The sequence below is a fragment of the Collinsella aerofaciens genome, from assembly GCF_040915425.1.
GTDB lineage: Bacteria > Actinomycetota > Coriobacteriia > Coriobacteriales > Coriobacteriaceae > Collinsella > Collinsella aerofaciens_BW.
Genome location: NZ_JBCPDN010000001.1, coordinates 17063 through 34308, shown reverse-complemented (window position 1 = coordinate 34308; position 17246 = coordinate 17063). Strand labels below are relative to the sequence as shown.

Sequence of the window (17246 nt, the reverse complement as noted above, 5' to 3'; positions counted from 1 at the left end):
TCTAAGAGACGTGCTCGGGCGCTCCTGCCATGCGAGCCTGTCCATGCGCGCGAAGGCGCGGAAGCTCGACGGTTGCTACCATGACGCCGGTGAGGATGAGGGCGGCGCCAAAGAAGGCGATGGGGCTCAGGACCTCGCCGACCAGGAAGAACGAAAAGACGGCGGAGCATACCGGCTCGAGCGAGAAGGCGAAACCGGTGGTCTCGGCAGGCACGTGGGGCTGCACGAGCGTCTGGGTGATAAAGCCGTAGGCAGAGCAGATGAGTGCGAGCGCGACGACGACCACGATTTCGCCCGGCGTGCTGGGAAGCGTGAAGCCGCCAAAGGTGAATGCCGCGACGCCCGAGAACAAACCGCCAAAGCCTAGCTGCCAAACGCCCAGAGCCAGCGGATCGACTTCTTCGACAAAGCGCTTGGCCACGATAATGTGGCTGGCATAGATAAAGGCCGAGAGCAGCATGATGATTGCGCCGGGATTCAGGCTGGTAAAGTCGGCGCCCGAGAGCAGCAGCATGCCGCAGGTGACGATAGCCGTGCCGATGAGCACCTTGCGCTCGGGGGCGCGACGCAGCAGAGCTGCGTTGGCAAACGGCACGATCACGACCGTCAGGCTCTGCAAAAAGCCGGCAGTGGAGGCAGAGGTGAGGCTGGAGCCCAGGCACATGCAGGTGAGCTCGGTTGCCATAATGGCGCCGATGATGGCGGCGCGGACCATAAGGTCGCGGTTGATGCGGAAAGCGCGCTTGTGGAAGAGCAGCAGGCAGGCCACAAAGGCGATGATGCAGCGTAACGCGACGATGCTCGTGGCGTTCATGCTGTTCATGCCGATCTTCATGAGGGGATACGAAAAGCCCCATGCGACGGGAACGGAAAATGAGAGCGCGATTGCTTTTTTGCGATCCATGGGACTCCTTTTGTTACAGAACGGTTTCGTAAAAAGGATTCTGCTCCCAGATGTGGATGTAGTAAAGCGAATGTATCTTCAGTACGATTAAGAAAAACTAATGTTGACAGAAAAAGCCCTGGCAAAACGTTTTACGGCTGCATTGACGTGGAGGTACGATGGCATCGCGGTATCAGATTGTTTGTATGGTGGTCGATCGCGGCAGTCTGAAACGTGCGGCGGACGAGCTGGGCTATACGCAAAGTGCGGTGAGCCAGGCCGTCAAGGCGCTCGAGCGTGAGCTGGGCACCACGCTTATCGAGCGCGGAAAGCAGGGCGTCTCGCTTACGCGCGACGGCAAGCAGTATCTGCCGTACCTGCGCCAGATTGTGACCGCCGAGGCCGAGCTCGAGGGCAAGCGCCAGGAGCTGCTGGGGCTTTCGTCGACAGATATTCGCATCGCGACGTTTACCAACGTGAGTCGTACCGTGCTGCCGCGCGTGATCCGCGATTTTGGTGCGCTGCACCCGGGCGTACGCTTCACCCTCAAGCAGGGCGATTACACGCGCAACGCTCAATGGGTGCACGATGGCGTGGTTGATTTTTGTTTTACGGCACGCGGATTTACCGCTGGGCTCGAGAAGCGCGTCGTCTATCACGACGAGTTGGTGGCATTGTTGCCGGCCGCGCATCCGCTGGCGGCAAAGGAAAAGGTGACGCTCGCCGATCTGGCGTCCGAGCCGTTTGTGCTGCTGGATGAGGGCGAACAGAGCCTGGTGCTCGATGCATTTGCGGCGCATGGACTGTCGCCACACGTGACGAGCGAGGTAACCGACGACTACACCATCATGGCGATGGTGGAGGAGGGCCTAGGCGTGAGCATGCTCTACCGCCGTACTGTGGAGGGCATGCGGGCCGATATTCGCGTACGTCCCATCGTGCATGCCCCCTCGCGCGACGTGGTGGCCGCCTGGCGCAGCTGGGACACCATGCCCATCGCCACGAGGCGCTTTATCGACTATATGAGCTCGCATGTTGTCAATTAATGGCTGGTGTGGCGTTGAGTGCGGTGTTTAGCGGGCTGTCGCTTTGGCTTGGGTGGCGCGATAGGTGCGTGCCGGGTGGCAGAGTAGCACCGCCACGACCATAAAGAACGCCGTGGTGCCCAGGCTGATGGGGTAGACCATCATGATGTTCGCAAAGGTGCGGAAGTGCGGGAACACGCAGAACACCCAATAGAAGCGGATGCCGCAGACGCAGATCATGGTGATGAGGGCGGGCGTGAGCGAGATACCAAAGCCGCGCAGGTAGCCTGACATGTTTTCGTAGAACATGCTAAAGGCGTACGCCGGGAAGATTGAGCACACGCGGATATAGCCGATTGAGACGATGTTGGGATCGCTGTTGAACAGCGACAAAATCTCGCGCCCCAGGCCGACAATAACGATAATTGTGGTGAGCGCGACGATACCGCCTTCGACTAGGCAGACCTTGAGCGTCTTGGTGCAGCGGTCGATCTGGCGGGCACCGTGGTTTTGTCCCACAAAGGTGGTGCAAGCCTGGCTAAAGCTGTTGAGCAGGTTGTAGCACACGTACTCCAGGCTCATGGCGGCGCTCGATGCCGCCATGACCTCGGTGCCCAGGCTGTTGATGGCAGACTGGATGATGATGTTGGCGACGGCAAAGACAGCGCTCTGGATGCCGGCGGGCAGGCCGATCTTAACGATGCGCTTGAGGGCGACGGGGTCGATAGCCAAGTCGCGCGGGGTGACACGGACGACGGAGTCGGTCTTGAGTAGGCGGATAAAGAGCGTAGCGGCGCTGACGGTGTAAGCGATGGCGGTGGCGATGGCGACGCCCGCGACGCCCCAGTGGAGTACAGGGACAAAGATGAGGTCCAGGCCAATGTTGAGGACGGTGGACACGGCAAGCGCCTGCAGCGGCATGCGGGTGATGCCGACGGAGCGGAAGATCGCGGCCTCAAAGTTGTAAAGCAAGATTGAGGGCATGCTGAGCAAAAAGACGCGCAGGTAGAGCGAAGCGAGCGGCATGGTTTCGGCGGGAACGTTGAGCGCGGCGAGCATGGGCTCGGCAAAGATCTCGCCCAGCGCGATGACGACAAAGCCCACGAGCGCCATTAAAATCGAGGTATGGACGGCGCGTTTGACCATGTTCTGATCGTTGCGGCCGATAGCGTTGGCGATGACCACGTTGGAGCCAAGCGACATGCCAATAAACAGGTTGAGCATAAGGCTGGTAAGCGGAACATTGGAGCCGACCGCCGCCATGGCGAGGGTTCCCTGGTCGCCCGAGAAGTTACCGATGATGACCGTGGCGATGAGGTTCGACAGCTGCTCCAAGATGCTCGTGGCGGCCACGGGGAAGGCGAACAGGGGAATATTGCGCCACAGCGAGCCGGTGGTCATGTCAATGTGCTTAGATACGGTGTCAGCCATACGCTCTCAATCTCTAATATGCTCTTTCGTGCTTATTTGCGCAGATGATGATACTCCTAATCGACTAGTCATTGGGGACGTTCTTAAACGACTAGTCATTTAAGAACGTCCCCAATGACTAGGTGGGGAAGGCGTGCGACAATGGTGGGCGTTGTGTTGTTCGCGCTAAGGAGTTGCCATGTTGTTGTGTCCCGTTTGCCATGAGCCTTTGGTGGACAATGAGCGCGGTGCTGCATGCGCGGGCGGACACCGGTTTGACCGTGCTCGCGAGGGCTATCTATATCTGCTGCGCTCGTCCAAGAGCGGCGACTCCATGGGCGATCCCAAGTCGCAGGCACGCAGTCGTCGTGACTTTCTGAACCGTGGATACTACGCGCCGTTGCGCGATGCGATGGTTGAGCAGGTGCGCAAGCAGGTGTCTGAGCGCGCCGCGTCTACGAAAGGCCCCATGACGCTGCTCGATATTTGCTGCGGTGAGGGCTACTACACCAGCGCCATGGGCGCGGTGCCGGGCGTGGATGCTTACGGTTTCGACCTGGGCAAAGAGATGGTGCGCCTGGCCGCCAAGCGCGGCGATGCGACCTATTTCGTGGCCAACATGAAGGACATCCCCGTGGCCGATGGCGCCTTCGATATGGTGACCGAACTCTTTGCTCCCTTTAACGAGCGTGAGTTTTCTCGCGTGCTGGCGCCCGAGGGCTCGCTCTACACCGTCGTGCCAGGTGCACGCCATCTGTTTGGGCTCAAGGAGGTGCTCTACGACACGCCGTACCTTAACGATGAGAAGCTGCCGAAGACCACCGAGCTCGAGTTAGTCGGAACGCAGCGGGTATCTGCGAATATTACGCTTCAGACGCAGGCCGACATCGAGGCAGTGTTTCAGATGACGCCCTACTACTACCGCACGCGCCCCGCCGACAAAGAGCGCCTGGCAAGCCTCGATACCCTTCAGACTGACATCGACTTCATCATCGCCGAGTACCGTCACTAACCTGCCAAAAAGGGACAGGTTTGTTTTGGCAGGTTTTATCTGGGCAAACGCAAAGGGCCGACCGCGGAGATGCGCGATCGGCCCTTTTTAGTTGCTTGGTTGCAACAGAGGTTATGAGAAGCGGGCGCTTACAGGCGGTCCTTGTTCTCGGCCTTAACGGCGTGTGCCTGCTGAACAAAGAACAGGTCGTAGACCACGATGACAAAGGCGACGATATTGACGGAGCTGCCGCCGAGTGCGGGAAGCGTGAGCACGGCTTGGAGGAGCGTGGCTGCCGCGGCAACGATACCGAGCTTAAATGCGCCGTCTACCTGCGAAGGCTTGTTGGCGCCCTTGATACCGGCGACGCCTGCGGCAAGGTCGACGAGGCCCTTAACAATCACCACAACAGCGGCGAGTGTGGCGTTCGATCCGTAAGCGGATCCAAAATTGCCGGTAACAATGCCGGCAATTCCGATGACGAGGCTGGCGATGCCCAGAACAAAATAAATCAGGGCAAGGATTTTGAGTGTCTTGCGAGCAGCGCTCATAGCTGGTCCTTTCGATGCGGGCGCGGAGAATCTGTCGCGCCCAGGTTACGGCACATATCGTGAAGCACATTGTAGTTCAACGGGACGATGCATGCGTTTGAAAGCGTCTCTTGCCTGTACGATCCAACCTTTCAAAAAGGAAAGCTGGACGTAAGCCAAATCGATGGCAGCTCATGTGCGGCGCTGCGATGATGAGGCCGTAACAAGGAGCTGGTCTCAAGGAGGAGTCATGATGTACGGAGCAGAGCAAGTACGAGAGCCGCGGTCGCTGGGAAGGCGCATGAGCGATTCTGTGATCGCTGCCGTGTGCACGGGGTTGATGGCGGTGCTTTGCATTGGGATGCTGTGGGCCATGTCGCATGTGGGACAATAGCGGACGGTTGGGTGCTGGCATAAACGGCGCCCCGCGTATTCGTTTGTTTATTAAGGAGTGTCCATGGGCGTCGTCGATCCCTTTTCTGTTGCTCGGGCCGCGGGGCTTGAGCTGACCGGGAAGCCCGAGGGCCTCACGCTCACCGACGGCTCGATGGAGCTGCGAGCCGATTTTGCCCGCATGCTGCCACGACTCAAGCAAGGCCGTCTGCAGCAAGAGCTGCTGGTAAAGGCTGCGCGCACAAAAGGCATCGAGAGCCCATGGGCGATTGATGCCACGGCAGGCTTTGGCGAGGATTCGCTGCTGTTGGCGGCCGCGGGCTTTACCGTCGATCTGTATGAGCAGGATTGCGTGATCGCGGCGCTCCTCAAGGATGCCTTGGATCGCGCGGCGGATGATCAGGTGCTTGCGGCTGCCGTGGCTCGCATGCGCCTTCATGCGGGCGAGGACAGCATTGCCGGCCTTCGCCATACAGCTGGGCTGATCGAGCAGGACGAGCTCGCGGCTCCCGACGTGGTGTATCTGGACCCCATGTTTCCCGGGCGCACCAAAAGCGCGGCGGTCAAAAAGAAGTTCCAACTCTTGCACCATTTGGAGCAGCCGTGTGCCGATGAGGAAACACTGGTCGAAGCTGCGCTCGCGGTGCACCCGCGCAAGGTTGTTATCAAGCGGCCGGTGAAGGGGCCGCTGCTTGCCGGCGTTAAGCCGAGCTATCAGCTTGCGGGCAAGGCCGTTCGTTACGATGTTTTGGTGCCGCCGCGTCCGTAGCTTGCGTACGATGGCTGACACTCCGTCAATGCTGTGCCGATGCAGTGCCTATTTCCAAGGGTGCGACGTCAGGTGCCATCCACCGCAGTATTCGCATTTGTAGCAGGCCAAACCACGCCGCCCGCGGTTTTCGCAGTCGGCCATAACAGCCTCGGCCTCAGCGCGCGTGTCGTAACGGTTTTTGCGCTCGCACGACTTGTAGCGCCAGGCCTCATCGCGCTCGGCGTCCAGGGCGTCGCGGCGCTCGTCTTCGCGCGCAAACAGGTCGCTCATATCGCCGCCGGTGGCAGTGCCCAAAAACTCGCTTTTTGCCTTTGACCAGGCGGCTCGCTTTTTGCTCCCCATCTGCTTCGTGCCCCTCTCCAAACGCTGGTATCATTGCTCAACCAAAGTGATACCAATAAACGTGAGGTCGCCGCGTGATGATCAGAAAAACCCTCGATACCGACATTCCCGCCGTCATGGCTATCTACGACGTTGCCCGCGCTTTTATGCGCGCACACGGCAATGCCACGCAGTGGCCCGAGGGCACGCCTTCGGCCGAGCAGCTGGCTGCCGATATCGCCGCCGGTGGCAGCTATGTGTGCGAAGTCGACGGTCGCGTGGTGGCGACGTTTGCCTTCCTGCCGGGGCCGGACAGTTCCTACGATGTGGTCGAGGGTGGCCAGTGGCGTAGCGACACTCCGTACGCTGTGCTGCACCGCGTGGCATCCGACGGCACCACGCATGGTGTCGCGGCTGCGATGTTTGCCTTTGCCAAGGAACGCATCGACCATCTGCGTATCGACACGCATCAGGACAACCTGCCCATGCAGGGCGCAATCACCAAGGCCGGGTTTAAGCGTGCCGGTATCGTGTACGTGTCGGACGGCACACCGCGTGTTGCGTTTGACTGGCTGCGCGAGGCATAAGAGCGAGGGCGCGTATCAACAATTCGCGCGGACGAAAATGGCTCCGGGTGGGGCCATTTTCGTTCGCTGCGCTGTTTTGCAAGCCGGCTTTCGCAAGGCGCGAACCTACGAAAATCGCCGCGCGGCAACGCGGGGCGATGAGCTCGGTCGGGGGATAGGGCCCGCTTCGCCCGCCGGCCCGTAAATTGTATCATCCAGTGTGGAGCGTGAGTGCCCGTTGCCGCGTGCGATGGGCTTGTAATAAGAGGAGAGCCATGTCGAAGCAAGCGGTCGTTGGAATCTTGGCGCATGTCGATGCCGGTAAGACCACGCTGGCCGAGGCCATGCTGTTTAACGCGGGTCGCATTCGCAAGCGCGGCCGCGTTGACGATGGCGATTCGCATCTGGATACGAACGAGATCGAGCGCGAGCGTGGCATTACGATTTTCTCGTCGCAGGCCGTGCTCGACCACGGCGATACCCACGTCATGCTTGTGGATGCGCCCGGCCACGTCGATTTTTCGGCCGAGGCGGAGCGCACGCTGCGCGCGCTCGACTATGCGATTTTGGTCGTGGGTGCCAACGATGGCGTGCAGGGGCACACCGAAACCCTGTGGCGCCTGCTCGCGCGCTATGACATCCCGACGTTCATCTATATCAACAAAATCGATTTGGAGAATCCCGGCCGCGATGTTTTGCTGGCACAACTTGGGCAGCGTCTTTCCGAGGGCTGCCTAGACGCCAGCGAACTGCTGGCGGGCGGCGCCGTTCAGGAGGACGCTGCTGCGTTGGACGAGTCGGCGCTCGAGGAGTTTCTTGATGCGGGTGAGCTTTCTGTCGCAACGCTGTCGCGCATGGTTGCCGAGCGCAAGCTCTTTCCCTGCTTTGCCGGCTCGGCGCTCAAGGACCAAGGCGTGGACGAGCTGTTGGATGGTATATGCGCGCTGATGCGTGAACAGGCGTGGCTCCCGGAGTTTGCCGCGCGCGTCTATCGTGTCAGCCGCGGGGATCGCGGCGAGCGCTTGGCATGGGTTAAGGTGACCGGCGGCACGCTGCATGCCAAGCAGATGATTGCCGGACGTTCCGGTGCCGAGGCATGGGAGCAAAAGATCGACCAGGTACGCATCTATAACGGCGAGAAGTATGAGCTTGCCCAAGAAGTTGCTGCTGGCGGTATTTGCGCCGTGACGGGTCTTGCGCACGTTCGCCCGGGGGACGCCCTGGGCGCGGAGCCCGCGGGCGATGCGCCTGTCATTGCGCCGGTCCTCACCTATACGGTGCTTCCGGGCGAACACGACGTCCATGTGGTATTCAAAGCGTTGACTGAGCTGGCAGACGAAGACCCCATGCTCGGCGTAAGCTGGAACACGCATCTTGAACAAATACATCTGCAGCTTATGGGGGCGGTGCAGCTCGAGGTCGTGCAGCGGGTGTTGGCCGATCGCTTTGGCCTTTCGGTTGCGTTTGAGTCTGGCGGCATTCTCTATAAGGAGACTATTTCGCAGCCGGTCGAGGGCGTGGGCCACTTTGAGCCACTGCGCCACTATGCCGAGGTGCATCTGCGTCTGGAGCCGTTGCCAGCGGGTTCGGGCGTGCAGTTTGGCACCGTGACCTCGACCGATGAGCTCGATCTTAACTGGCAGCGTTTGGCACTCACCAACGCCATGGAGCGCGATCACCTGGGCGTGCTGACCGGCTCGCCCATCACCGATGTGCGCATTACGCTCACGGGCGGCCGTGCGCATGCCAAGCACACCGAGGGCGGCGATTTTCGCCAGGCCACGTACCGCGCGATTCGCCAGGGGCTCATGCAGGCGCGTGAGGCCGGCGCGGCGGTGCTGTTGGAGCCGTGGTACCACTTTGAGCTCGAGGCGCCGGGGGAGTGCGTGGGTCGGGCGCTTTCAGATGCCACGCGCATGGGTGCCGAGTACGAGCCGCCGACGATGGCGGGGGACCGGGCGAAGCTTGTGGGTCGCGTGCCGGCATCCGAGGTGCAGGACTATGCCCTGGAGGTAGCTGCCTACACAAGCGGCCGCGGTCATCTGTACCTGGAGTTCGCCGGTTATGCGGCTTGCCATGATGCCGAGCGCGTCATCGAGACGGCCGCCTATGAGCCCGAGGCCGATCTGCCCAACACGCCCGACTCGGTCTTTTGTTCTCACGGCGCCGGCTACACGGTCAAATGGTACGACGTACCCGCCGCAGCTCACGTAAAGGTCGATCCCGCCACCTTCCGCTCCTATCGCCCCGCCGACCCCACCTTCTTCTGCCATTAGGGGACGGGGTAGAAATGGTAGATTTTTGAACCCTCTGATCCTTGACTAATTGATTTTGGCGCCGACGCTGCAAGAGGGACAGTCCCTTTGTCACCTGCTGATGGTATAACTCGGTATAAGTTGGTATAACTGTTACCAGGGTTTACCGATCTGAGGAGGCCGACATGAATCCAAATCCCTTTAAGCCAACGGCAGGCAAGCGGCCTCCGATGCTCATCGGTCGAGAGTCGGTCATCGAGGATTGTGAGGAAGGGCTCGATAACGGCGCCGGTGCCCCCGGAAGGCTCATGCTCATTACGGGAAACCGCGGCTGTGGCAAAACGGTTCTCCTGCGGGAGCTGCAACGTCTAGCCAGCGAGCGTGGATGGGCGGTTATCTCCGATTCCGCTTCGCTTGGCTTATGCGACCGCCTGGCCGATGCGCTTCGCTCGAATAAACCCGTTGTGACGTCAATGGAGTTCTTTCCGTCGTTTGGCCGGATGTCGGTCGAGGCGGCGCGAGCAAAGGGTGAAACGTTACGAGGGCTGGTCAACGAGCGCCTCAAGAAGCTCGGTCCAGCCAAGGGCATACTGTTTGCGATTGACGAGGCGCAATCGGCGTCTATCGAGGAACTGGCGGCTCTCGCCGTTCTCTATCAGCAAGTGCTCGGAGATCAGGATGCTACGGGATTGCCCGATAGCGATCAGCGCGGTCTTGCGCTGGTGTTCGCTGGATTGCCCAGTATGGTTGATGACTTGCTCGAAGAGCCGAGCGTGACGTTTTTGCGGCGTGCCCAGCAGCGTACGCTGGGGGCGATATCTTTGCCCAAGGTGCGCGATTCGTATATCCAGACGGTCAAAGACGCTGGTCTTTACGTTGACGCGGAGACGGCGGACCTTGCGGCACGCAAGAGCATGGGGCATCCCTATATGGTTCAGCTGGTGGGATATTACATGTGGCGGGCTGCTGTCCGGCATGGCTCTCAGGTCATTGAAGTGTGCGATGTCGAGGCTGGCTACGCCGATGCCGTCTCCGAGTTCTACGAAGCGGTTGACGCGCCTCTGTATTACGGGCTGCGCAGTCCACAACGCCTCTTTATCGAGGCCATGGCTGCTGACGAGGGTAAACCGACGCGCATGGCGGATATCATTGAGCGTTGCGATCGCACCCAGAGCTGGGCGAGTAAATATCGCGCAAGCCTGATTCGCGAGCGCGTCATCGAGGCTGCTGGATACGGCCTCGTCCGGTTTACCGTGCCCATGCTGGGCGCGTACATTCGCGATCGAGTTTTATGGCATGAGTAGGGTGATAAAGGTGACGGAACAGAAGATGAGCCCGCAGGCTATCGAGGTGCGTGGCGCGCGCGTCCATAACCTCAAGGACATCGATATTGATATTCCGCTGGGAAAGCTCGTGGGCATTGCCGGCGTGTCGGGTTCGGGCAAGAGTTCGCTGGCGCTGGGGGTTCTTTATGCCGAGGGCTCGCGCCGTTACCTGGAGGCGCTCAGCACCTATACTCGCCGTCGTCTGACGCAGGCCGAACATGCCCAGGTGGATGAGGTCTTGCACGTACCGGCGGCGCTCGCACTGCACCAGCGTCCGAGCGTGCCGGGCGTGCGTTCCACTTTTGGCACCATGACCGAGCTCAACAATAGCCTGCGTCTGCTCTTTAGCCGTTGCGCCCATCACGTGTGCCCACATTGCGGGGCACGCGTGGAGCCGAGCCTTAACGTGGCTGCGGGCCTGTCACTCACGTGTCCGACATGCGGCCGCGAGTTCTACGCGCCGAGTGCCGAGGATTTGGCTTTCAATAGCGGCGGTGCGTGTCCCACTTGTGGCGGCACCGGTGTCATGCGCGAGGTGGACGAAGCGAGCCTGGTGCCCGACGAGTCAAAGACTATCAACGAGGGCGCGGTGCTTCCCTGGGGTACGCTCATGTGGGATTTGATGAAGCAGGTCGCCGGCGAGATGGGCGTACGCACCGACGTGCCGTTTAGCCAGCTCACGCCTCAAGAGCGCGATATCGTGTTCCACGGCCCGGCGGTTAAGAAACACATTCTCTACGTTCCCAAAAACGGCGAGGGCGCCACGCCGCTCGACTTTACCTATTACAACGCCGTCTATACCGTCGAGAATGCGCTCGCCAAGGTTAAGGACGACAAGGGCCTCAAACGCGTTGCACGCTTTTTGCGCGAGGGAGCATGCCGCGATTGCGGCGGCACGCGTCTCTCCGAGGCTGCGCGCCAGCCTCAGGTGCGCGGTATCAATCTGGCACAGGCCGCGGCCATGACGCTTGGTGATGCGGTCGAGTGGGTGCGCGGGGTGCCCTCATCCTTGCCGGTCGAGATGCGGCCCATGGCGACGGATATCTGCGATTCGTTTTTGAGCGCGGCCCGTCGTCTGGTCGACCTGGGTCTCGATTACCTTTCACTCGATCGCGCCGGTGCCACGCTCTCCACGGGTGAGCGCCAGCGCGTGCAGCTTGCTCGCGTGGTGCGTAACCGGTCGACGGGTGTGCTTTATGTGCTGGACGAACCTTCAATCGGCTTGCATCCCGCCAATGTCGACGGCTTGGTGGGCGTGATGCGCGATCTGGTGGATGACGGCAACACCGTGGTCGTTGTCGACCACGATACGCGCGTACTGGCGGAAGCCGACTATCTGGTCGAGATGGGCCCCGTTGCCGGAGCGGGCGGTGGCAACGTGATCGCCGCTGGTACGGTAGACGAGGTCGAACAATCGCAGGGCAGTCGCATCGCGCCGTTTTTGCGCGCCGAGCCCAAGCGTTTGCGCCCACAGGTGACTGACGACGAAATGTTCGACCGGGGCCACATCCGCATGGCGACCGATACCATCCATACCGTCAAGCCGCTCGAAGTCGATATCCCGCGCGGTCGCTTGGTCGCGGTTACGGGTGTTTCGGGTTCGGGTAAGACGACGTTGGTACTCGAGACGCTCATTCCGGCGCTTAAGGCGCAGGCAGCTGGTGGGCGCCTGCCGGAGCACGTGCGTTGGGTCGATGCCGAGGGTATTGCCCGCGCAAACCTGATTGACGCTACGCCCATCGGCGCTAACGTGCGCTCGACGGTGGCGACCTATGCCGACATCCATGATGAGCTGCGTCGCGCCTTCGCCCGTACGCCCGAAGCCAAGGCGGCCGGCTACAAGGCGGGTGCCTTTAGCTACAACACCGGCGCCTTGCGCTGCCCTACGTGTGACGGCACGGGCTCGATATCGCTCGACGTGCAGTTTTTGCCCGACGTCGAGATCGTCTGCCCGGCATGCCGTGGTTCGCGCTACGCCGAGGCCGCATCGCATATCCATCGCGAGGGCAAGGACGGGAGTCTGCTTACGTTGCCACGGCTCATGGACATGAGCGTGGACGAGGCCATCGACGCCACGGTGGGGCTCAAGAAAGTTCAGACGCGCTTGCAGACCTTGCACGACCTGGGCTTGGGCTATCTCACGCTCGGTGAGCCCACGCCGGCGCTCTCGGGCGGCGAGGCACAACGCCTTAAGCTCGCGAGCGAGATGGGCCGCGTGCAGGACGATGCCGTATTTGTGTTCGACGAGCCCACGATCGGCCTGCATCCGCTCGATGTTCAAGTGTTGTTGAGTGTGTTCGATGGTCTCGTTGCCAAGGGTGCCACAGTTATCGTGATCGAACACGATCTCGACCTTATCCGTAACGCCGATTACGTGATCGACATGGGCCCGGGCGGTGGCGATGCGGGCGGGCAAATCGTCTGCGCCGGCACGCCGAGCGACATCGCGGCCTGCCCCGCAAGCATCACCGGTCGCTACCTATAGACAATGAGGCAAAGGGACAGCCCCCCTTGCCTCATTGATGCCTATTTCACGCATTGAGCCGCGAGATAGTCGCGGAAGAATGGCAATTCAAATGCGACGAGCCCTCGTCCTCGTTCCCCGATGATGCCGGCATCTATCATGCGGCGTCGGTAGCGGGAGACCTGCTGTGGCGAACGCTTAAGGCGCTCGACAAGGTCAGCGGTGGTGGACTCTTCCTCGTCATCGAGCATGGCGATGAGGAATCGCTTGTCCTCTGCAGTGAGTTCCCGATAGGTTGCCGCGAGGATTCGGTCGTCCATCTCGTCGCGCGCGATTTTGATTCCCAGGTCAAAGTCGCGCGACGAGATTTCCTTCGAATCGCTTGTGAGATCCCAGGCACGGTAGCCTACGAGTTGCAATAGGAAGGGAAAACCAGAGATCGAGCGAACGGCTCTATCGATTCCCTCGGCATCTGCCAGGCGATCGTTTTCCTGGATCGTGCGAATCAAGGCCTCGCGTACGTCATAGTCGGCAATGCGACCCAGATGATATTGTTGGGCGCGGCGAAGGAACGAGACCGTCTTGTGGTTCAGCAACGTCGATACGTTGTTGGGAAGTCCCGCCATGAGCAGGGCGACGCGTTTTCCATCGGTCACAAAGTGCTGATACGTCGCTGCGAGCTGAATCATCTCGTCGAGTGTCGGGTCCACCTCGTCAACCGTGACGAGCAGACCGGTGCCCGCCTCGTTGAGCTGGTCGATGATGTCGCTCATGCGATAGCGCCAGGTTGAGGCATCGTGAACGCGATTGACCTCAATGCTGCCGAGCGGTGCAATTCCGAGACCGGTGACTTCGAAGTTCTTAGACGGGTCGATAAGATGGCCGGCAGCACGTTTCGCCCCGAACTCGATTTCCTCAAGCATTCCCGGGAGCGCGGTCGTCTTTACGGCTATCCAGCCGTGGGATTCCGCCCTTGTCGCGAGCGACGACATGAGAGCGGTTTTACCGGTTCCACGCGCGCCTGAGAAGATCGAGGTCAATTCTGGGCGCCTACGCTGGCTCAAGAAGGCACGGTCCAAATCCCGAATAATCTGTTGTCTGCCAGCGAGATGGGCAGGAACCTCACCGAAACTGGGGGTAAACGGGTTCTCGAGATATTTCACAAGGTTCTCCTTTCACACCGCCGTTTAACTTCATTTTACTTTAGTTAATTCTGATTAAAAGCAATGGTTCGTTATTTAGAGCATCAATGTGACAAAGCGACAGTCCCTTTGTCACATTGATGCCAAAACCAGCTTGTCAAGAGCTAGAGGGTTTAAAAATCTGCCATTTCTACCCCGTCCCCTAATGGCAGGTTTGTCACATTCCCGGAAAGCCTGTTTGGCGCAGGGCTTCGTAGAGGACGATGGCGGCGCTGTTGGAGAGGTTGAGGGCGCTGATGCGGTAGTCGTCCGGGTTGACGAAGTTGCCGCAGATATCCTGCTGAAGAATGGCCTCGTGGCTGTCCTCGGTATGCCCCAGCGATTCCTCGTGAGCTTCCCAAGCCTCGGCGTTATCGAGTGAGTCGCAATCGCGCAGCATCGGGATGCGCTCGCAACGCTCGGGCGCCGCGGCAAGCAGTGGCTCGGGAATGCCCGAGCTCTCGCTGCCAAAGACCAAATAGTCGCCATCGCGGTAGGTACTCTGCGCATGGGTGCGGCGTGCCTTTTTGGTCAGCAGATGCAGGCGCTCGTCGGCGGGGGAGAGGCCGTTGCGCGCAAGGAAATCCTCCCATCCGGCATAGGTTGACACGTCCAAGTTTTGCCAGTAGCCCAGGCCGGCGCGACGCACCGTCTTGTCGTCGAGTGAAAACCCCAGCGGCTCCACCAGATGCAGGCGGGCGCCGGTGACCACGCAGGTGCGACCGATATTGCCCGTATTGGCCGGAATCTCGGGCGCATACAGCACAATGTTGAACATGAGTCTCCTTGGCTCAGAACGAAAAACCACCACGAAGGGGACAGGCACCTTCGTGGTGGTTTGGCGGTTACGTAGGCGGACAAATGCCCGCTTGGATAAACCTAGGCGCGGTGCCAGTCGGTCAGGCAGGCATCGAGGGAGGCGATGAGCGCGTCCTTGTCCATGTGACGGCCGATGATGCACAGGCTCGTCATGCGGTCGCCCGTCTCGTCGTCCCAAATCTGCATGATCTCGGGGTTCTCGTCGATGATCTTCTGCTTCTCGCCCTCGGGCGCCGAGTCAACGAACAAGCCGTTCTCCATCAGGCGCATCTGGTGGCCGGCCTGCTCAAACATGTAACACATGTCCGGATCGCCGGTCTGCCACAGCGGGCCCTTGACGCGAATGACCTCGTCGGGCCACTCCTGCTCAACAAAATCGGTGAACTTCTGCAGGTCAAACGGCTTGCGGCGCGAGTACACAAAGGTCTCGATGTCGTACTCGAGCACCTCGGGGTCGTCGTGCTCCTCGGGATGCTCCATGGCCTCGATCCAGGCGGCGGAGTTGTAGGCGCGCATAAAGTCGAAGCGGTCGGTGTCGAGCAGCTCCTCCATGGGGACCTCGCCGTTTTGGGCCTCGACGATCACGGCGTCTTTCTGCAGGCTGCGCACGATGGCCTTGAGCTCGGCGATCTGTTCGGGCGTCACGGTATCGGTCTTGTTGAGGATCAGCGTGGAGCAGAACTCGATCTGCTGGATGAGCAGGCTCTCGATGTCGTCCTCGTCGATATCCTCAGCCAGCAGGTCGCGACCGCCGTTGAACTCGTCGTACATGCGGGCACAGTCGACCACGGCCACGATGTTGTCGAGCGCGAGCTTGGGCTCGCCGCCCACCTTGGCCTCGTCGCAGAAGCTCGAGATGGTGTAGGCGATGGGGATAGGCTCGCAAATACCCGATGCCTCGATGATGATGTAATCGAAGTTGCCCGAATCGGCGATGCCCTGCAGCTGGTTAGCAAGGTCGTCCGAAAGCGTGCAGCAGATGCAGCCGTTGGTGAGCGGGATGAGGTCGTCGGTCTCGGAAAGGCCGCCGTCGGCGATAAGGCTGGCGTCGACGTTGATCTCGCCGATATCGTTGACGATAACGGCGGCGCGGATGCCGCCGTCGTTAGCGAGGATGTGGTTGAGCAGCGTGGTCTTGCCGGCACCGAGGTATCCGGTAAGCATGATGATCTTCACGGGTTTGTTGGGCATGTGCCCTCCTTTGTTAGACATGGCTTACAGTTAAATCTTATGCCAAACGCCTGCTCTTATACCCACGCGTCGGCAAATAACACAGGCTACTCCCAGGCTCCCCACACATCGGGGCAATAACCGACGGTGGCCTTTTTGCCGTTGCGAACGATGGGCTCGGCTAGAACCTGCTGATTCTCGAGCAGCTTGTCGAAGCGCTGGCTAGGGGTGAGGTGCTGGATGAGCGCGAGCGTCTCCTCGTCCTTAGCCTTGGGGTTGAGCAGCTTGTCGATGCCGCCGACCGCCTGCATCACGCTCGTGAGCTCGCCCTTGCTCATCTCCTTTTCCTTAAGGTCAATAAACTGCACCTTAATGCGACGCTCCTTAAAATAACGCTGAGCCTTTTTGGTATCGAAAGACTTTTTGGTGCCAAAAATTTGCACGTTCATGTATTTGTTCCGCCGTTCTACCTGATGAAGTTGGTGCGCTCGCGATCGGCTTCGGGGGCTTCGATGCCGGCGGCCTGTCCTGCCTCGATACAATGCAGGAGCCAGGCCATGTTCTTGCCGATGTTGCGCATGGTGGCCAGGCCCTCGGCGTCCTGGGTGGCCTCGCCCGGCATGGCGCCAAACACGTTGTTCCAGTACGTGGAAGCAACCACGGGCATCTGGTTGATGGTGAAGTACTTATTGAGCACGTCGAAGGTGGTCGACGTGCCGCCGCGACGGGCAACGGCGACGGCAGCGCCCGGCTTGTGTGCAAAGGCTTTGCTGCCGGCATAGAAGGCGCGATCGAGGGCCGAAAGGATGCGTCCGCTGGGGTGCGCATAGTAGACGGGCGAGCCAAAGACAAAGCCATCTGCCTGCTCGGCGGCAGCGATCAGCTCGTTCACCACGTCATCGTCAAAGGTGCAGCGGCAATCGAGCTTGCCGCACTGACCACAGCCAATGCAGTCGCGAATGGGCTTGGTGCCCAGCTGAAACACCTCGGTATCAATGCCTTCGGCATTGAGTTGCTCGGCGACCTCGGCGAGTGCGCGGGCGGTGTTGCCGTTTGCCTTGGGGCTGCCATTGACCAAAAGAACCTTCATCACAAACTCCCTCTGCTGTTGGTGACTTCTGCAGAGGATTATCGCACGATG

General features: G+C 60.3%; 16 protein-coding genes. 7 read left to right on the top strand and 9 right to left on the bottom strand.

What is annotated here, in order from left to right; genetic code table 11:
- Position 1: 1 nt before the first annotated feature.
- Positions 2-904 carry a DMT family transporter gene (locus AB5164_RS00155; protein ID WP_368142670.1) on the bottom strand — a complete coding sequence of 301 codons (903 nt, stop codon included), beginning with the start codon at positions 902-904 and terminating at the stop codon, positions 2-4.
- A 158-nt stretch (positions 905-1062) separates the two neighbouring features.
- Between AB5164_RS00155 and AB5164_RS00150 the strand changes: the two genes are divergently transcribed.
- The gene (locus AB5164_RS00150) at positions 1063-1929 is read left to right on the top strand and encodes a LysR family transcriptional regulator (RefSeq protein WP_368142669.1); all 867 of its coding nucleotides are present in this window, start codon (positions 1063-1065) and stop codon (positions 1927-1929) included.
- Positions 1930-1956: 27 nt separating this feature from the next.
- Here AB5164_RS00150 and AB5164_RS00145 read toward each other — a convergent pair whose 3' ends face one another.
- Complete coding sequence (locus tag AB5164_RS00145; RefSeq protein ID WP_215673313.1) at positions 1957-3339, bottom strand: MATE family efflux transporter; 1383 nt, start codon at positions 3337-3339, stop codon at positions 1957-1959.
- 178 nt (positions 3340-3517) lie between these two features.
- Between AB5164_RS00145 and AB5164_RS00140 the strand changes: the two genes are divergently transcribed.
- Positions 3518-4330: a putative RNA methyltransferase gene (locus AB5164_RS00140; protein ID WP_368142668.1), complete on the top strand. Its 813-nt coding sequence runs from the start codon at positions 3518-3520 to the stop codon at positions 4328-4330.
- A gap of 128 nt (positions 4331-4458) precedes the next feature.
- Here AB5164_RS00140 and AB5164_RS00135 read toward each other — a convergent pair whose 3' ends face one another.
- Complete coding sequence (locus AB5164_RS00135; RefSeq protein WP_368142667.1) at positions 4459-4860, bottom strand: hypothetical protein; 402 nt, start codon at positions 4858-4860, stop codon at positions 4459-4461.
- A gap of 436 nt (positions 4861-5296) precedes the next feature.
- On the opposite strand from AB5164_RS00135, the gene AB5164_RS00130 reads away from it, so the two are divergent.
- A complete protein-coding gene (locus AB5164_RS00130) occupies positions 5297-6001 on the top strand; it encodes a class I SAM-dependent methyltransferase (protein WP_368142666.1) in 705 nt (234 codons plus the stop codon).
- 48 nt (positions 6002-6049) lie between these two features.
- Here the strand turns inward: AB5164_RS00130 and AB5164_RS00125 are convergent, their stop codons facing one another.
- Entirely contained in the window at positions 6050-6346 is a 297-nt protein-coding gene (locus AB5164_RS00125) for a hypothetical protein (RefSeq protein WP_368142665.1), read from the bottom strand.
- Positions 6347-6423: 77 nt separating this feature from the next.
- Here AB5164_RS00125 and AB5164_RS00120 point away from each other — a divergent pair, with 77 nt between their 5' ends.
- The 4 genes from AB5164_RS00120 to AB5164_RS00105 all read left to right on the top strand — a co-directional run bounded on the left by AB5164_RS00120 (position 6424) and on the right by AB5164_RS00105 (position 12956).
- Positions 6424-6912 carry a GNAT family N-acetyltransferase gene (locus tag AB5164_RS00120; protein ID WP_368142664.1) on the top strand — a complete coding sequence of 163 codons (489 nt, stop codon included), beginning with the start codon at positions 6424-6426 and terminating at the stop codon, positions 6910-6912.
- A 254-nt stretch (positions 6913-7166) separates the two neighbouring features.
- The gene (locus AB5164_RS00115; RefSeq protein ID WP_368147706.1) at positions 7167-9167 is read left to right on the top strand and encodes a GTP-binding protein; all 2001 of its coding nucleotides are present in this window, start codon (positions 7167-7169) and stop codon (positions 9165-9167) included.
- 164 nt (positions 9168-9331) lie between these two features.
- A complete protein-coding gene (locus tag AB5164_RS00110; RefSeq protein WP_368142756.1) occupies positions 9332-10450 on the top strand; it encodes a DUF8462 domain-containing protein in 1119 nt (372 codons plus the stop codon).
- Complete coding sequence (locus tag AB5164_RS00105; protein WP_438265599.1) at positions 10443-12956, top strand: excinuclease ABC subunit UvrA; 2514 nt, start codon at positions 10443-10445, stop codon at positions 12954-12956. The genes AB5164_RS00110 and AB5164_RS00105 overlap by 8 nt, the downstream gene beginning before the upstream one ends.
- 41 nt (positions 12957-12997) lie before the next feature.
- Here the strand turns inward: AB5164_RS00105 and AB5164_RS00100 are convergent, their stop codons facing one another.
- The 5 genes from AB5164_RS00100 to AB5164_RS00080 form a co-directional block, all read right to left on the bottom strand.
- A complete protein-coding gene (locus tag AB5164_RS00100) occupies positions 12998-13858 on the bottom strand; it encodes a DUF8462 domain-containing protein (protein ID WP_368147705.1) in 861 nt (286 codons plus the stop codon).
- Positions 13859-14294: 436 nt separating this feature from the next.
- Entirely contained in the window at positions 14295-14894 is a 600-nt protein-coding gene (locus tag AB5164_RS00095) for a tRNA (cytidine(34)-2'-O)-methyltransferase (protein ID WP_368142753.1), read from the bottom strand.
- 101 nt (positions 14895-14995) lie between these two features.
- A complete protein-coding gene (locus AB5164_RS00090; RefSeq protein ID WP_117797701.1) occupies positions 14996-16126 on the bottom strand; it encodes a GTP-binding protein in 1131 nt (376 codons plus the stop codon).
- An 86-nt stretch (positions 16127-16212) separates the two neighbouring features.
- Positions 16213-16554, bottom strand: coding sequence for an arsenate reductase family protein (locus AB5164_RS00085; RefSeq protein WP_055252194.1), 342 nt, complete (start codon positions 16552-16554; stop codon positions 16213-16215).
- 17 nt (positions 16555-16571) lie between these two features.
- Positions 16572-17195, bottom strand: coding sequence for a flavodoxin family protein (locus tag AB5164_RS00080; protein ID WP_368142752.1), 624 nt, complete (start codon positions 17193-17195; stop codon positions 16572-16574).
- Positions 17196-17246: the final 51 nt, after the last annotated feature.

What these genes read in the sequence shown, in the direction of transcription:
- AB5164_RS00080 (WP_368142752.1), bottom strand. Translation starts at nt 17,195, where the DNA reads ATGAAGGTTCTTTTGGTCAATGGCAGCCCCAAGGCAAACGGCAACACC.
- AB5164_RS00130 (WP_368142666.1), top strand. Translation starts at nt 5,297, where the DNA reads ATGGGCGTCGTCGATCCCTTTTCTGTTGCTCGGGCCGCGGGGCTTGAG.
- AB5164_RS00105 (WP_438265599.1), top strand. Translation starts at nt 10,443, where the DNA reads ATGAGTAGGGTGATAAAGGTGACGGAACAGAAGATGAGCCCGCAGGCT.
- AB5164_RS00145 (WP_215673313.1), bottom strand. Translation starts at nt 3,339, where the DNA reads ATGGCTGACACCGTATCTAAGCACATTGACATGACCACCGGCTCGCTG.
- AB5164_RS00120 (WP_368142664.1), top strand. Translation starts at nt 6,424, where the DNA reads ATGATCAGAAAAACCCTCGATACCGACATTCCCGCCGTCATGGCTATC.
- AB5164_RS00090 (WP_117797701.1), bottom strand. Translation starts at nt 16,126, where the DNA reads ATGCCCAACAAACCCGTGAAGATCATCATGCTTACCGGATACCTCGGT.
- AB5164_RS00135 (WP_368142667.1), bottom strand. Translation starts at nt 4,860, where the DNA reads ATGAGCGCTGCTCGCAAGACACTCAAAATCCTTGCCCTGATTTATTTT.
- AB5164_RS00100 (WP_368147705.1), bottom strand. Translation starts at nt 13,858, where the DNA reads ATGCTTGAGGAAATCGAGTTCGGGGCGAAACGTGCTGCCGGCCATCTT.
- AB5164_RS00115 (WP_368147706.1), top strand. Translation starts at nt 7,167, where the DNA reads ATGTCGAAGCAAGCGGTCGTTGGAATCTTGGCGCATGTCGATGCCGGT.
- AB5164_RS00155 (WP_368142670.1), bottom strand. Translation starts at nt 904, where the DNA reads ATGGATCGCAAAAAAGCAATCGCGCTCTCATTTTCCGTTCCCGTCGCA.
- AB5164_RS00110 (WP_368142756.1), top strand. Translation starts at nt 9,332, where the DNA reads ATGAATCCAAATCCCTTTAAGCCAACGGCAGGCAAGCGGCCTCCGATG.
- AB5164_RS00150 (WP_368142669.1), top strand. Translation starts at nt 1,063, where the DNA reads ATGGCATCGCGGTATCAGATTGTTTGTATGGTGGTCGATCGCGGCAGT.
- AB5164_RS00125 (WP_368142665.1), bottom strand. Translation starts at nt 6,346, where the DNA reads ATGGGGAGCAAAAAGCGAGCCGCCTGGTCAAAGGCAAAAAGCGAGTTT.
- AB5164_RS00085 (WP_055252194.1), bottom strand. Translation starts at nt 16,554, where the DNA reads ATGAACGTGCAAATTTTTGGCACCAAAAAGTCTTTCGATACCAAAAAG.
- AB5164_RS00140 (WP_368142668.1), top strand. Translation starts at nt 3,518, where the DNA reads ATGTTGTTGTGTCCCGTTTGCCATGAGCCTTTGGTGGACAATGAGCGC.
- AB5164_RS00095 (WP_368142753.1), bottom strand. Translation starts at nt 14,894, where the DNA reads ATGTTCAACATTGTGCTGTATGCGCCCGAGATTCCGGCCAATACGGGC.